Annotated in this window: 11 protein-coding genes and 1 pseudogene; 7 read left to right on the plus strand and 5 right to left on the minus strand. The window is 65.8% G+C overall.

The genetic code is table 11. From position 1 onward, the window contains the following. Positions 1 to 335 precede the first annotated feature (335 nt). The 3 genes from EXE42_RS13770 (at position 336) to EXE42_RS13785 (ending at position 3,596) form a co-directional block, all read left to right on the plus strand. A complete protein-coding gene (locus EXE42_RS13770) occupies positions 336 to 1,727 on the plus strand; it encodes a signal recognition particle protein Srp54 (protein ID WP_092920976.1) in 1,392 nt (463 codons plus the stop codon). A 276-nt stretch (positions 1,728 to 2,003) separates the two neighbouring features. Continuing rightward, the gene (locus tag EXE42_RS20795; RefSeq protein WP_137693840.1) at positions 2,004 to 2,117 is read left to right on the plus strand and encodes an archaellin/type IV pilin N-terminal domain-containing protein; all 114 of its coding nucleotides are present in this window, start codon (positions 2,004 to 2,006) and stop codon (positions 2,115 to 2,117) included. 282 nt (positions 2,118 to 2,399) lie between these two features. Further along, positions 2,400 to 3,596: a DUF6498-containing protein gene (locus tag EXE42_RS13785; protein ID WP_092920978.1), complete on the plus strand. Its 1,197-nt coding sequence runs from the start codon at positions 2,400 to 2,402 to the stop codon at positions 3,594 to 3,596. Positions 3,597 to 3,685: 89 nt separating this feature from the next. Here the strand turns inward: EXE42_RS13785 and EXE42_RS13790 are convergent. Then, positions 3,686 to 4,514, minus strand: a pseudogene (locus EXE42_RS13790) (IS5 family transposase). A gap of 35 nt (positions 4,515 to 4,549) precedes the next feature. Here EXE42_RS13790 and EXE42_RS13795 point away from each other — a divergent pair. Next, positions 4,550 to 5,035, plus strand: a complete 486-nt coding sequence (locus EXE42_RS13795) for a type IV pilin (RefSeq protein WP_137706733.1) — start codon at positions 4,550 to 4,552, stop codon at positions 5,033 to 5,035. 197 nt (positions 5,036 to 5,232) lie between these two features. Here the strand turns inward: EXE42_RS13795 and EXE42_RS13800 are convergent, their stop codons facing one another. Both EXE42_RS13800 and EXE42_RS13805 read right to left on the minus strand, forming a co-directional pair. Then, complete coding sequence (locus EXE42_RS13800) at positions 5,233 to 5,979, minus strand: archaellin/type IV pilin N-terminal domain-containing protein (RefSeq protein WP_092920980.1); 747 nt, start codon at positions 5,977 to 5,979, stop codon at positions 5,233 to 5,235. A gap of 331 nt (positions 5,980 to 6,310) precedes the next feature. After that, positions 6,311 to 6,901 (minus strand): DUF4397 domain-containing protein, encoded by a 591-nt coding sequence (locus tag EXE42_RS13805; protein ID WP_092920981.1) that lies wholly within the window; start codon positions 6,899 to 6,901, stop codon positions 6,311 to 6,313. A 988-nt stretch (positions 6,902 to 7,889) separates the two neighbouring features. Between EXE42_RS13805 and EXE42_RS13810 the strand changes: the two genes are divergently transcribed. Next, positions 7,890 to 9,119 carry an MFS transporter gene (locus EXE42_RS13810; protein WP_137706734.1) on the plus strand — a complete coding sequence of 410 codons (1,230 nt, stop codon included), beginning with the start codon at positions 7,890 to 7,892 and terminating at the stop codon, positions 9,117 to 9,119. A 72-nt stretch (positions 9,120 to 9,191) separates the two neighbouring features. On the opposite strand, the gene EXE42_RS13815 is transcribed toward EXE42_RS13810, so the two are convergent. After that, entirely contained in the window at positions 9,192 to 10,211 is a 1,020-nt protein-coding gene (locus EXE42_RS13815) for a hypothetical protein (RefSeq protein ID WP_092920983.1), read from the minus strand. Between the two features lie 72 nt (positions 10,212 to 10,283). Next, a complete protein-coding gene (locus tag EXE42_RS13820) occupies positions 10,284 to 10,730 on the minus strand; it encodes a DUF2237 family protein (protein ID WP_092920984.1) in 447 nt (148 codons plus the stop codon). 27 nt (positions 10,731 to 10,757) lie between these two features. Between EXE42_RS13820 and polX the strand changes: the two genes are divergently transcribed. Together polX and EXE42_RS13830 are read left to right on the plus strand one after the other, a co-directional pair. Beyond that, on the plus strand, positions 10,758 to 12,542 hold the full coding sequence (polX, locus tag EXE42_RS13825; protein WP_137706735.1) for a DNA polymerase/3'-5' exonuclease PolX: 1,785 nt from the start codon (positions 10,758 to 10,760) through the stop codon (positions 12,540 to 12,542). A gap of 120 nt (positions 12,543 to 12,662) precedes the next feature. Continuing rightward, a complete protein-coding gene (locus EXE42_RS13830; RefSeq protein ID WP_137694737.1) occupies positions 12,663 to 13,307 on the plus strand; it encodes a hypothetical protein in 645 nt (214 codons plus the stop codon). Positions 13,308 to 13,600 lie beyond the last annotated feature (293 nt).

Raw genomic sequence — 13,600 nt, forward strand, 5'->3', positions numbered from 1 at the left:
GGGCGACCGAAGGGAGCCCGAAGGACGCGCCCGACGAGGCTGGGGAGGCGTGAGGTGCGGTCGCTGTGCGGACGGGCGGGACTCAAAGGGGCAGTCGCGAGGGCGAAGGCGGCCGCAGCAAGCACCGCAGCGAACGGAGTGAGCGAGGAGCGAAGCAAGGCCCCCGAGTCCTCGCGACTGGGGCTTTGGAGCCGTTCGCCGTCGATCCGTAGTCGTATCTCTATAAGCGAGCGACAAGGGTGTAGAAAGCACTCCCCACCGTCCCCACACTCGAAACGTATCCCGCCACCGCCGACGAACAAAGCTTTACCGCGTCGCCCGCCTAGCTCCGGCAAATGGTACTCGACGACCTCGGCACGTCCCTGCGGAGCAGCCTCGACAAGCTCCAGGGGAAGTCCCGACTCTCCGAGAGCGACGTCGAGGAGATCGTCAAGGAGATCCAGCGCTCCCTCCTCTCGGCCGACGTCGACGTCTCCCTCGTCATGGAGCTGTCGGACTCGATCAAGTCCCGCGCGCTCGAAGAGGAGCCGCCGGGCGGCACCACCGCAAAGGACCACGTCCTCAAGATCGTCTACGAGGAGATGGTCGAGCTGGTCGGCGACTCCACCGAGCTCCCCCTCGAAAACCAGACGATCCTGCTGGCCGGCCTCCAGGGGTCGGGGAAGACCACCTCCGCGGCGAAGATGGCCTGGTGGTTCTCGAAGAAGGGGCTCCGTCCCGCGGTGATCCAGACCGACACCTTCCGCCCGGGCGCGTACGACCAGGCGAAGCAGATGTGCGAGCGCGCCGAGGTCGAGTTCTACGGCGACCCCGACAGCGACGACCCGGTCCGGATCGCCCGCGACGGCCTCGAAGCGACCGAGGACGCCGACGTCCACATCGTCGACACGGCCGGCCGGCACGCGCTCGAAGACGACCTCATCGACGAGATCGAGGAGATCGAGGGCGTCGTCGACCCCGACCGCTCGCTGCTCGTCCTGGACGCCGCGATCGGGCAGGGCGCGAAGGAGCAGGCCCGCCAGTTCGAGGAGTCGATCGGCATCGAGGGCGTGATGATCACCAAGCTCGACGGGACCGCCAAGGGCGGGGGCGCGCTGACGGCGGTCAACGAGACGGACTCCTCCATCGCGTTCCTCGGCACCGGCGAGACGGTCCAGGACATCGAGCGGTTCGAGCCCTCGGGGTTCATCTCGCGGCTGCTCGGGATGGGCGACCTGAAGCAGCTCTCCGAGCGCGTCGAGCGCGCGATGCAGGAGACCCAGGAGGAGGACGAAGACTGGGACCCGGAGGACATGCTTCAGGGGGAGTTCACCCTGAAGGACATGAAGCGGCAGATGGACGCGATGAACAAGATGGGGCCGCTCGACCAGGTGATGGACATGATCCCCGGGCTCGGCGGCGGGATGATGGACGAGCTCCCGGACGACGCGATGGACGTCACCCAAGACCGGATGCGCCGCTTCGAGCGCATCATGGACTCGATGACGGAAGAGGAGCTTGAGAACCCCCGCGTCGTCGGCCAGTCGCGCACGGAGCGCATCGCCCGCGGCTCCGGCACCGACGAGGAGACGGTCCGGCAGCTCTTGGAGCAGCACTCGATGATGGAGGAGACGATCGGCCAGTTCCAGGGGATGGGCGAGGGCGACATGCAGCGCATGATGAAGAAGATGGGCGGCGAGGGCGGCGGCCTCGGCGACATGATGGGCGGCGGGAAAGGGCCGTTTTAAATAAGATACTGTCCGCGAATCGGTTATCGACCGTTGCTCTCGCGGGTGACGGCGGATTTTTTCAGGCACCCAGCCCTTCGGTTATAAATGGCTGGCTCTGTTGAAATTCTCAACAGGTGACACATTCTGACCCGCTTGCGGTCAATACAGGGTTCTTACAGACCAGATTCGGACTATACCACTCTTAATGCTGTCAAGAACGTCTTGCGAGATACAGAGGATCAGTACAGCAGTGAGTTCCAAGGCTATTTTACTCAGTAGAGAATGGTTAAAATAATGGGTCGATGGGATCGTGCTGTCACTCCTGTTGTCTCGACTATTCTCGTGGTCGCAATTGTGGTAGTTTTAGCTACAACGATTTCCGTGTTTTTGGCTCTGGTGAATCACTAAGCGGCGTCGGCTTCAACCGTGAGAACTTGGAAAATGAAGCGAAAATCGGCGATGCCGTGCGAGCGCGAACGTGGTCTCATAATGTTCGTGAACTCGTCGTGAAATGTGTCATTCACAACATCAAACGTGTTGTGATACCGTGAAATCAACCGCTATATGGCGATTTATCAGAGCAGTCACTGTTGATTCCACATCCCGAGCGCGAGCGAACATCCGGCGAAGGAGACAATCATTTTACTCACGTAGAGAGGTTATTTCACCGTGAATTGGAGGTGGTATCGGATGGCGCTAGTTGCCGCGGTGTTGGTCGCGGGTGTCCTCCGCTTCGAGTGGGACCCACAGCTCTTGCTGTTCGTCTACTGGGTCGAAGCGGGTATCGCGGCCGGTCGGGGCGTCCTCCAATCCCTGTTTGCTGAGCTCCCGCCCTCGGAGGCGTACAGACCGTGCGGCACGAGGATGCCGTTCCCGCTCGCGGCGCTCGCGGACGTCCGCGGCGGCGTCCGCTTGGCGAGTTGGCTCCCCCCGGTGTACCCGCGGAACGTCCCGTACGTTGTCCTAGCGGTGATTCCGATCGCGGCCTTCTGGCCGCTCGCCGGACTCCTCTTGACCGGTGCGGTCGCGCCGGTCGTCACGACGTTCGCGCCACCACAGACTCTCTGGCTGGCGGTCCTCGCCGTTGTGGTCGGCCAAGCGGTCCGATTTGTTGACTGGCTCCGGACGGAGACGTACGAGTCGACGGCCGCCACCGGCGGCAGTACTCGGCGGTACCTGGTACTCGTGGTCGTCCTCGCGGTCGTCGCCCCGCTCGCGCTAGAGGGCGCGGCGGCCACGGGCGTCGGCCGCCTCGGCCTGGGGTTAGCAGTCGTCGCCGTGCGGGTTGCCTACGACCTCGTCGAACTCCGCCACCCGGGGTGGGTCGAGTCGGCCGTGTTCAGCGACGAGACCGTCGGGGGCGAACGGTCGGTCGAGGCGCCCGACGGCGAGCCGGTCGCGTCGTTCGAGAGCGACCGCCGCGGCACGCTCGTCGCCTCGGTGATCGGCGGTGTCCTCGTCTCCGTGCTGGGAGTGATGCTGTTCCCCGTTCTGGTGGGTGGGTTGGTCGGACTGCTCGTCGGCGGTGGAGTGCTCACCACGCCGTCCGGCCCCGTCGTCGGCGCCGCGGTCGGCGTCGCGGTCGTCGTCGGCGTCCGGGTCCTCGTCGAACTCGTCGTCGGGTGGGTGGTCAGCGCACACGTGGTCTATCATGTCTACCCGGACGCAGTCGTGGCCCACAACGAGTTGACGGGCGCGACGCAGTGGTCGGTTCGCCGCGCCGAGATCACCGAAGTTACCCCGTCTTCCGACCTCTTCGCCGGGGTACTACCCGAGTGGTACGACACGGTCAAGATCACCACCGCGGGCGGCGAGAGCCACACGCTGGGGTACTTCGGCGACGTCGAGTCGGCCGCGAGACTGCTCGACGGCGAGGGTGCAGGCTGAACTCGGCGTGCGTCAGGTCTGAGGCGCGTTTCCGGGCCGATTCTCAGATCAGGAGTGAATCGAGAAAAATCGCTAGAAGGCGTTTGATTTCACGGTTTCACGGCTCGCTTGATGTTGTAGACCGCACACATCAGAACAATTTCACGAAATTCGCGGTACCACGATCGGGCACGCACCGCGTGGCCGAGCGTCCGCTTGATCGTTGAGAAGACGGTTTCAAACAGCGCCCTCTGGCCGTATAGAGACTCGTCGATTCGCGCGTTATGCGCGCAATCGACGGGTCGGAACTCACGGTGTTTGATCAGCGGTCTCACGCCTTCTTCGCGCAATTTCTCGCGTAATCGCTGCCAATCGTACCCTTTGTCGGCCGCGAGGCTGGCAATCTCGCCCGCGTTGCGGCAGGCGAGTTGCCAGCCGATCTGCGTGTCGTGACGTTTCTCGGTCGTACAGTGAACGTCAAGTACAGCTTGTGTTTTTGTATCGACAAGCGCGATCGTTTTCAGCGTTTGAACGCGGTAGTTCGTCCGGCGGCAGTAGTGCTTGCTGGCGGTTTCGCGGTCGAAGAACGTCGCGTCCATCGCGGTGTGATCAGCGGTGTCGTGCAACTGCGCCGAGAGGCGCAGCAGCACTCGCCAGATCTTCATCTTTAATGTGTCAAACGCCTTGACTAGCGTCGAGTGATGCGGGAGATCGGACGTTTCGAAACCGATCTCGGCCACTATTTGTGGCATCTCGCTCAAGAGATCAAGCGCCTCGCGGTAGGATTTCTCTAGGTAAATCCGGAGACAGTGGAGAGAAACGACGGCGTAGTCGGCGAAGCCCCCACACCCCCTTCGGGGGCGGCGGCTTCGCCTCGGCCACCAACAGCATTTTTAGCTACGTGACCGCCTTGCTCGTGAAGCGGGAGATATTCGACATAGGCATCGCCGATTTTCCGCTTCACTTCCTTTGATGTGACGACCTATCCCGCCGTCTTACAGCGATTCACCAGAGCCGTGTTTTTGTTTGGTGCTACAGAGAATCTAAACGAGCCTGCGCCAACCGTTGGCCAGACGAGTGGAGAGTTTGAGCCAGGGGCGGATGCCCAGCGTGTACGTATTACGCACATATCTGGAGAGGGCGTTCCCGCTGAAGAATTGGAAATTGTCGTTCGGGCATCTGGCCCCGATGTGGATACTGAAGCACGACTGGTTAACCTCCCCGAGTTTGATGAGGAGAAAGATCCTGAGAACATAATATTGTATTTCAATAAAGAAATTGAGAGTAACGATCCAAACACGTGGGGCGTTGGTGACACAATCCAATTTGAAATAAACGTGGGAGGAGCCGATTTTCGTGAACCGCCAGTAGGTAGTAATCCTGATGCTGACGAACTTACGGTTCTAATTGTTCATACTCCTTCGAGCGCTGTTATTGTTAAAAAAACGTTCACACCGTAGGTGGAATATATGGGCTCTGTGTTCAGCACGACTCAAAAAATATCAAAAATTATGTATTTCGACAGAGCCTCGGAAATCAATAAATATCCCACCTACGGCCCGGGAGGTTCCGCCGTTCGCTCTGGGGAGAACGTCACGTCAGGGCTAAGATAGACTCTGTAGCGATATGTATGTAGTTTCGCGACGGTCGACGGGTTTCAGCGACACTCCGGCTTGTCCCGTTCCGTAGGGTCGCCGGTCGCCGCGGCCGCGACTGCGGTCGTTCTGGCGATGGGCTGTTTGTCGTTGACGCCGATAAAAAGGATCTCAACCGAGTCTCCCGGCTCCATCGGGCGGTCGCCGCTGAAATCGATCGGATACCTGTTTTCGACGCGAAAGAAGGGTTCGTCGCCGCCGCGAGCGATGTCATTCTGGTTCGACTCGACATATTGCTCACCAATGTCTGACACGTCGGTACCGGTTCCCCCCTGTTGGTACCGGTTGTGAGCCATCCGGATTGTCAGTGTCTCACCGACGCCGAAATCGCCGGTACAGAACTCCCCGACATCGCCGTCGTGGAACGTCTGACCGGTGTCCGCGTCGAAGCGGTTGGGGTTCAGGAACCGAACCTGACCGCCCTCGCCGTCGCTACCCTCCCAGCTGACCAGTATCGAACCGATCTCGTCGCCTTGGAAGGTCGGCCCTGCGACGTAGGGCACTCGAACGACGTCAATGTCTCCGCGGGGGGGATTGCTGTTACCATTGTTCCACCCGCCCCACGATCGGTGTTCGGGCCCGAGCGTCACCTCCGCGTCGCCGAACCCGCGCAGCTCTTGGGGCTCTGGGAGCTCGCTCTCGAAGTCAAGAACGACGACGCCGATGGTAGCAGCGAGTATCACCACGATGGCGACCATGAGAATCGTGGCAACGACGGTCGTAACGCCGCGGTCACGGCTACCGTCCATCGCTCACTCCGGCGCAGGCGACCTGACTGCCACTCATACCAATACAACGGCCTGTTCCGGAAGTATACATTTCGATCCACATATCAGTTCTAATAGCCATTATTGCTGTTCAGTTACACGCCATGTGAGATTGAGACACATGCGCGCTGTATTCAGCAGGACACCGAGAACAGATCACTTGTTGAGAATTTCAACGGAGCCGTACCGAGGCATTTCAAACTCGGTGAGCGCTGCTCGTTCATATTGGTGTGTAACGCATGGAGACATCGTGCGAAGCCGACTAAGCGGCCAGCTCTAGCGACCAGTAGCATGAAAAATCGAGGTCGGGAGGCTACTGGGTGTCGTCCGCGAACACTGCGCCGAGCGAGTCGTCACCTGCCTGCCCAACCGCGATTGCTGAGACTGCGGCGCCGCCGTCAAGTTCGGTGTCAGGCAGCGAGAGCGCGATGTCGTCGCTTCCGTGCGGGAGGACCTCAAGATCGTAGGAGCCAGCGTCAACAGGAACGTACTCGCTGGCGCTTCGGAATTCGATATTTTCACACAGGGTCGGACCACCGTTAGCGACTCGCACGTCGACGGCGGGAGCGTCCGGTGAGGCATGAACAAACCGGACGTGAGTTTGGTCGGCTTCGACATCACCGGGGGCGTCGGAAAGTACTGTACACTCGGCTTCAGCGAGCATACCAGTCGCAAGCGCCGAGTACGCGCGGTCTGCCTCAAGTTCGACTGTCAGATCGAGGACTGCCTCGTCGTCGCCATGCGGCGTGACAGCGATCTCGTGGCTTTCAGCTGGCAGCTCGGCGTACTCGCTGATGGTTTCGAATGGCACGTCTTCGAAGGCGATTTCGCCGTCGACGTGGACATCGACGTTCGGTGCGTCCGGACAACAGTGACCAACGCGGACGGATGCGGTTTCTGCCATACCAATTCTTGTTGCTCGTGCCAGAAGTTTCAATCTATATATGTGAACAAAATATATTATATATGGGTATGAGCCGTACGGGGAACACCGGAGCACGCAGTTTGTGCTCCCCGAGGCGGCGTTGTATACCGACTTCAGCTACAGAGGCGAAAACGACCGCAACTCCAACTCGGCCAGCGAGCGATGGACCGGGTCCGAGCAGGACTTCGGTCAGGGGGCCAGTCGTTTTCGTGTGCGTGAGAGCAGAACCGACCCAAGTTATCGAAGACGAAGGGCGCGTCGTGGGCCTGTCTTCTCATCAGACTCATCGGTTTCCTCGCTGTCTCGGCATTGGACTGGAGCTGCCGCGTGGTCGTCCAGCGAGGGTTCATCGGTGTGCTGTTCCGCTCTGGTCGAGATAGTCGTCTGTGTGCTCGACTCGCGCGCTGTATCTCGCACGACGATCCGAATGTCTCCCTGAATTGGTAGAACTCCCGATATTCAACCCGCACTCTTCAGCGACCAGCTGTTTCAGGCGAGAACGTGTCTGTAGAATAGGATTTCAACAGAGCCAAATAGCTGATTGCGGACCGACGGAGAACGTCTCCAAAGCCAGCTGTTTATTTATAAATAGTTGACTGCGGATCGACGGGGAACACCTCCAAAGCCCCAGCCGCGAGGGCGGCACACGCTCGCTGCGCTCCTCGCTCGTTCGCTCCGCTCACTCGCTGTGGTGCTTACGTCGCCTGCGCCGCCCTCGCGGCTGCCCCTTTGAGTCCCTCCCCGCCCGCGACCGCACGGCACCTCACACCTCCCCAGCCTCGTCGCTGGCACCCTCCGCTTCGCTTCGGGAGCCAGCGACTCCCTCGCGCGTGCTGACTCGCGGCCGCCGAGGGCGGCCGCTCGCAGGCACGCGCCACCGCGGGAATCGAGATGACAGATCGATCCTTACCGGCAGCCGCCGAGCGCTTCAGGCCCTTTATACGGGTGACCGGGCTACGGCTTGGCGATGGACCGGGACCGGATCGGCGAGTACGACGCCTTGGTCCTCGTCTCGCTCGTCTGGTTCCTGGGGAAGTTCGTTCGCTACCTCTTCCCGCCGCTGTTCGAGTCGATACAGGGCGCCTACGGCGTGAGCAACGCCACCGTCGGGACCGCGTTCACCGGCTTCATGCTCGTGTACGCCCTCCTCCAGTTCCCGAGCGGCGCGGTCGCGGACCGGCTCGGGCCGGTTCGGGTGATCGTCGCGGGCGCGCTCGTCGCCGGCGCGGGGTCGCTCGCGATCGTCTTCAACGCCCCGTTCGCCGCGCTCGTCGCCGCGATGGTCGTCATCGGCGCGGGGACGGGGGTCCACAAGACGGTCTCGGTGCGGCTGATCGCCCGCGTCTACCCCGCGCGGACCGGGCGGATGCTCGGCGCGCACGACACGCTGGGCGCGATGGGCGGGGTCGCCGCGCCCGCCGTCGTCGTCGCCGTCCTCTCGGCGCCGCCCGCGCTCGCGGCCGTCCTCGCGCGGCTCCCCGGCGCCGACTGGCGCGCGCCGTTCCTGCTCACCGGCGTCCTCGCCGTCGGGCTCGCGGTCGCGACCGCGGTCCGGCTCTCCGGGTCGCCCGCGGCGACCGGTCCGACCGACGCCGACGGCGACGACTCGCCGGAGGCGCGAGAGTATCTCCGACTGTTCCGGAACCCGCGGTTCTCGGCGTTCGTGCTGGTCACGGTCGGGTTCTCGTTCGCGCACAACGGCCTGGTCGCATTCCTTCCCCTGTACCTCTCGGAGGCCGCCGACCTCGCGACGTCGACCGCGAACCTCCTGTACTCGCTGGTGTTCGCGGTGACGTTCGTCCAGCTGGTCACCGGTGACCTCTCCGACCGCGTCGGTCGCTTCCCCGTGATGGTCGCGGCGCTCGGGCTGGCGGCGACGGCGCTCGTCGCGCTCGTCTCGCTCCCGGGACTCGGCCTCGGTGCCGTCGCCGCCGCGGTCGTCGTCGCCGCCTTCGGCCTCGGATCGCACGGCTTCCAGCCCGTGCGTAGCGCGTACCTGATGGAACTGCTCCCGGAGCGACTCGCCGGCGGAGGGCTCGGCGTCGTTCGCACGCTCCTCATGGGCGCCGGCGCGCTCGCGCCCGGCGCGGTCGGCGTCATCGCCGACGCGGTCGGCTTCCGTCCGGCGTTCGCGCTGCTCGCCGGCTCGATGGGACTGGCGGCGGTCGTCGCCGCCGGCCTCTGGCTCACGGAGTGAGCGAAGGCGACCGAATCGCGGACCGCGAGAGCGACCGACTCAAAGATCGCGGACCCCTTGCCCTCTCACCGCTCACGCCTCTTCGTCCGTCTCCCGCAGGATGAACGGGCCGATGGAGAGGGTGCGCTTCGTCACCGTCGCGATCCGCAGGATATACGAGAGCAGCAGCGCGAACGGGACGAGCGAGGCGGCGACCGCGGCCGCGACCAGAAGCACGACGCTCTCGACGCCGAGAACCGCTCCCCCGTACCGCCCGGCGTCGAAGAAGGCGACCATCGCCGCCGCAACCAGCAGCGCCGGAACGGCCGACGCGAGGATCCGCCGGGACAGGTCGATCAGCGCCCACTGGAAGTACAGCGTCTTGAAGTGTTCGCGGGCGGGGCCGAACAGCCGCAGCGACCCGATCAGGTCGTCGAGCGCCGCGGCCCCCTCGTCGTCCAACGCCTCCCCGTGGCGCTCGCGGAGCCGTCGGGCGGCGAACAGCTTCCACGAGTAGTTGAAGTCGAGGACGGCCGCGATCACCTCGAACGCACCGAACCGGCCCCCGTCGAGCTTCGCCACCGTCTGTTCCGCGTTCTCGACGACGGCCTCGGTCAGGTCGTCCGTCGTCCGCACCAGATCCTCGTCGGTCGAGCCCGAGACGGCCTCGCGGAAGGTCGTCGCGTGGTCGCTCGCCGCCTCGACGAGGGCGCTGAGAAACGCGGCCGGCTCCGCGGGGCTGACGGGCTCGTCGAGGACCGCCGCCGCGTCCTCTCGGAATTCCATCGCGCCGTCCATCCGCTCGCGCTGGTCGCCCACGGCGCCGAGCTCCTGCGAGAGCACGAGCTGGTTCAGGGTGAGCACGAGCGTGACGCCCGTGATGGTGGCCGTGAGGAGCCCCTGAAACAGCGTGTCGACGGAGTCGCCGCCGCGGAGGGCCTCGGCGGCGCCGGGGAGGAGGGCCCCGACCGCGACCAGCCCGAGGAACACGAGCGAGAGGATGATCGCCGTGACGAGCCGGCGGTCGGCGTCGAGCAGGAGCCACAGCGCGGCGCGGCTCCGGTCGGCGCGCTCGCGGACGCTGTCGTCCGGCGCGTCGCTCGCCTCGGTCATGTCTCGGGCTCCCGCGCCGGAGCGAAAAAGCCACCGGGGTTTGACCGGAGCGGACGGCGGTCCGCTCTCTCCTCAGTCGAGCGTTCCGGGGTCGAACGCCGCCGGGTCGAACTCGCGGTCGCGGAGGCGGTCGGGGTCGACCGCGCGCAGCACGGACTCGTCCGTGGCCTCGAGGACGACGGGCGGGGCGACGCCGTCCTCTGCCGCCTCCAGCCAGCGACCGACGCAGAGGCACCAGCGGTCGCCCGGCTCCAGCCCGGGGAAGTCGAACTCGGGACGAGGCGTGATCAGGTCGTTGCCCCGCTCGCGGCTGTATCGCAGGAACTCGGCCGTGACGACCGCACAGAGCGTGTGCTCTCCGACGTCGCCGTCCACGTCGCGGCAGTGGCCGTCTCGGAGGTAGCCGGTCGTCGGGTCGCGGCCGCAGGGGGCCAGCTCGCCGCCGAGCACGTTGCGGTCGCCGCGGTCGTCCGCGTCGTCGTCCGCTGACACGCGATCCGCTTCCGTCCCCGTCGACATAAGTGGGACGCCGCCGAACCGTCGACAATGAGCCGTAACGACGAGGTCGCGACCCGACTGGAGGAGTTCGCTGACCTCCTCGAGGCGACGGGCGTCGAGTACAAGCCGACCGCCTACCGACGGGCGGCCGAGAACGTCCGCGACCACCCCGCGCCGATCGAGGGGCTCGCGGCCGACGGCGAGGACGCGGTCGCCGAGATCGACCGCGTCGGCGACGCCATCGCCGCGAAGATCGTCGAGTACGTCGAGACCGGGGCGATCGAGGAACTGACCGAGCTCCGCGAAGAGCTCCCGGTCGACATGGCCGGGCTGACCGCGGTCGAGGGCGTCGGTCCGAAGACGGTCGGCTCCCTGTACGACGCGCTCGGTATCTCGGACCTCGACGAGCTGGAGGCCGCCGCGGAGGCGGGCAAGATTCAAGAGGTGTCCGGCTTCGGCGCGAAGACCGAACAGAACATCCTCGACAACGTCCCGTTCGCCCGAGAGGCCCGCGAGCGCACCCGCCTCGGCGACGCCCGGCCGCTCGCGGACGACGCGCTCGCGTCCCTCACCGCCCTCGACTCCGTCGAGTCCGTCGAGGTGTGCGGGTCGATCCGGCGGTGGAAGCCGACGATCGGTGACGTCGACCTGCTCGTGGCCAGCGAGGAGCGCGAGCCGATCGTCGAGGCGTTCACCGACTGGGACGCCGCGGACGCGACGATCGAGGCGGGCACCGGGAAGGCGAGCGTGCGCGCGGACGGCACCCGCGTCGACCTTCGGGTCGTCGACCCCGACGAGTTCGGCGCCGCGCTCCAGTACTTCACCGGGTCGCGGGCGCACAACGTCGCCGTGCGCAACCGAGCGATCGACCGCGACCTCAAGCTGAACGAGTACGGGCTCTTCGACGTGAGCGACGTCGACGGCGAGGGAGTCGACGACGCGGCGGACGGCGACGCCGAAGACGCCGACTCGACGCGGGCCGGCGAGCGCGTCGCGGGCGCCGAGGAGGCCGAGGTCTACCGCGCGCTCGACATGGACCCGGTCCCGCCGGAGCTGCGCGAGGACCGCGGCGAGGTCGAGGCGGCCGCCGAGGGGCGGCTCCCGTTCCTCGTCGAGCCGGGCGACCTCCGCGGCGACCTCCACACCCACACCGACTGGTCCGACGGCGGCTTCTCGATCGCGGAGATGGCGGCGGCGGCCGCGGAGCGCGGCTACGACTACCACGTTGTCACCGACCACGCGACCGGGCCGGGGATGGTCGGCGGGGTCGGCCTCGACGAGTCCGACCTCGAGGAACAGGCCGCGGCGATCGCCGAGGCGGCCGAGGAGGTCGAGATCCCGATCCTCCACGGGATAGAGGCCAACATCGACGCCGACGGCGGCCTCTCGACCGACGACGAGGTCCTCGCCGCCCTCGACATCGTCGTCGCGTCGCCGCACGCCGCGCTCGGGCAGGACGGCGAGGCGGCCACCGAGCGCCTGATACGGGCGGTTGAACACCCGCACGTCGATATCCTCGGTCATCCGACCGGCCGCCTCATCAACGAGCGGCCGGGGCTCGATCCGGACGTCGGGGCGGTCGCCGAGGCGGCCGCCGCGAACGGGACCGCCGTCGAGGTGAACGCGAACCCCGCTCGACTCGACGCCGACGGCGAGTTCGTTCGGGCCGCGATCGAGGCGGGGGCGACGATCGCGATCGACACCGACGCGCACGCGCCCCGCGAACTCGACAACGCCCGGTACGGGATCCACACCGCGCGGCGGGGCTGGGCCGAGACGTCGACCGTGCTCAACGCGCGATCGCTCAACGGCCTCCGGTCGTTCATCCTGTAGGTGACGGGCCGCTCCCGGACGCCGCCCGCCCGAGCTTGACATCCTCCCCGCGCTAAAGCGCGAGGCCTTCTCCTCGATTCTCCGTAACCGGTTTGCCCGCCCGCCGTCTACTCGCCGCTAATGGAACGCGAACGGGCCGTCGATCGCTTGGAGTCGCTCGTCGACCGCGTCGCGGACGAGCCGATGCCGGTGCCCGTCCGCGAGGTGTGGGCGTTCGGGGACGTCGCGCTCGGCCTCGACCCGGTCGACCGCCTCGACGTCTACCTCACGAAGGACGTGATCATGGGCGGCGACGCCGACGCGGCCGCCGCGTTCGAGGCCGAGTACGGGGTGAAAGGCGTCGGCACCACGGTCGACGCCGCGTGGGCCGAGGCGAACCCGGACCGCGTGCGCACGAGCGACAACGGGTACGCGGCGCCCGAGAAGTGTCTCGCGGCCGAGCTGGTGGAGGACCACGAGCCGATCCACCTGGAGGTGTGTAACGCCGGGTTCGAGGACAACGTCCGCCAGCGCCTGACGGGGGCGCTCGCCCGCGACGCCTACGAGGAGGTGCTCGACCCGCGCGGGGTCTGCCTGTGGGTCGACGGCGAGCGCGACGACGAGGCGTTCGACCGCCTCCGCGAGGCCTCGCTCGCGATGCCGACGCTGCCCGCCGCGCTCGGGATGCTCGGCGCCGACGAGGACGCCGCGAACGCGGCCGCGGACGTGCTCAAACAACAGCGCGCCGAGCAGGAGGGTGCGTCCGTGCGCGGCGACATGGTTTGACTCGAACCTGTCGCGCCGCTATTTATAAATGACCGCGGCGGCGCGTGCCCGCGAGACGGCACACGCGAGGGAGTCGGGCGGCCGGAGCGAAGCGGAGGCCGGCCGACGAGGCTGGGGAGGCATGAGGTGCTGTGCGGGGTGGGACTCGAAGGGGCAGTCGCGAGGAGGAAGACGCGCGACGCAAGGACCGCAGGCGCGAACGAAGTGAGCGCCGAGGACCGCAGCGAGCGCATCGACTCCTCGCGACTGGGGCTTCGGCGGTGTTCTCCCTCGATCCGCAGTCGGTTATCTAT

The sequence above is a fragment of the Halorubrum sp. SP3 genome (assembly GCF_005435195.1).
Taxonomy (GTDB): domain Archaea; phylum Halobacteriota; class Halobacteria; order Halobacteriales; family Haloferacaceae; genus Halorubrum; species Halorubrum sodomense.

What these genes read in the sequence shown, in the direction of transcription:
- EXE42_RS13770 (WP_092920976.1), top strand. Translation starts at nt 336, where the DNA reads ATGGTACTCGACGACCTCGGCACGTCCCTGCGGAGCAGCCTCGACAAG.
- EXE42_RS20795 (WP_137693840.1), top strand. Translation starts at nt 2,004, where the DNA reads ATGGGTCGATGGGATCGTGCTGTCACTCCTGTTGTCTCGACTATTCTC.
- EXE42_RS13785 (WP_092920978.1), top strand. Translation starts at nt 2,400, where the DNA reads ATGGCGCTAGTTGCCGCGGTGTTGGTCGCGGGTGTCCTCCGCTTCGAG.
- EXE42_RS13800 (WP_092920980.1), bottom strand. Translation starts at nt 5,979, where the DNA reads ATGGACGGTAGCCGTGACCGCGGCGTTACGACCGTCGTTGCCACGATT.
- EXE42_RS13805 (WP_092920981.1), bottom strand. Translation starts at nt 6,901, where the DNA reads ATGGCAGAAACCGCATCCGTCCGCGTTGGTCACTGTTGTCCGGACGCA.
- EXE42_RS13810 (WP_137706734.1), top strand. Translation starts at nt 7,890, where the DNA reads ATGGACCGGGACCGGATCGGCGAGTACGACGCCTTGGTCCTCGTCTCG.
- EXE42_RS13815 (WP_092920983.1), bottom strand. Translation starts at nt 10,211, where the DNA reads ATGACCGAGGCGAGCGACGCGCCGGACGACAGCGTCCGCGAGCGCGCC.
- EXE42_RS13820 (WP_092920984.1), bottom strand. Translation starts at nt 10,730, where the DNA reads ATGTCGACGGGGACGGAAGCGGATCGCGTGTCAGCGGACGACGACGCG.
- polX (WP_137706735.1), top strand. Translation starts at nt 10,758, where the DNA reads ATGAGCCGTAACGACGAGGTCGCGACCCGACTGGAGGAGTTCGCTGAC.
- EXE42_RS13830 (WP_137694737.1), top strand. Translation starts at nt 12,663, where the DNA reads ATGGAACGCGAACGGGCCGTCGATCGCTTGGAGTCGCTCGTCGACCGC.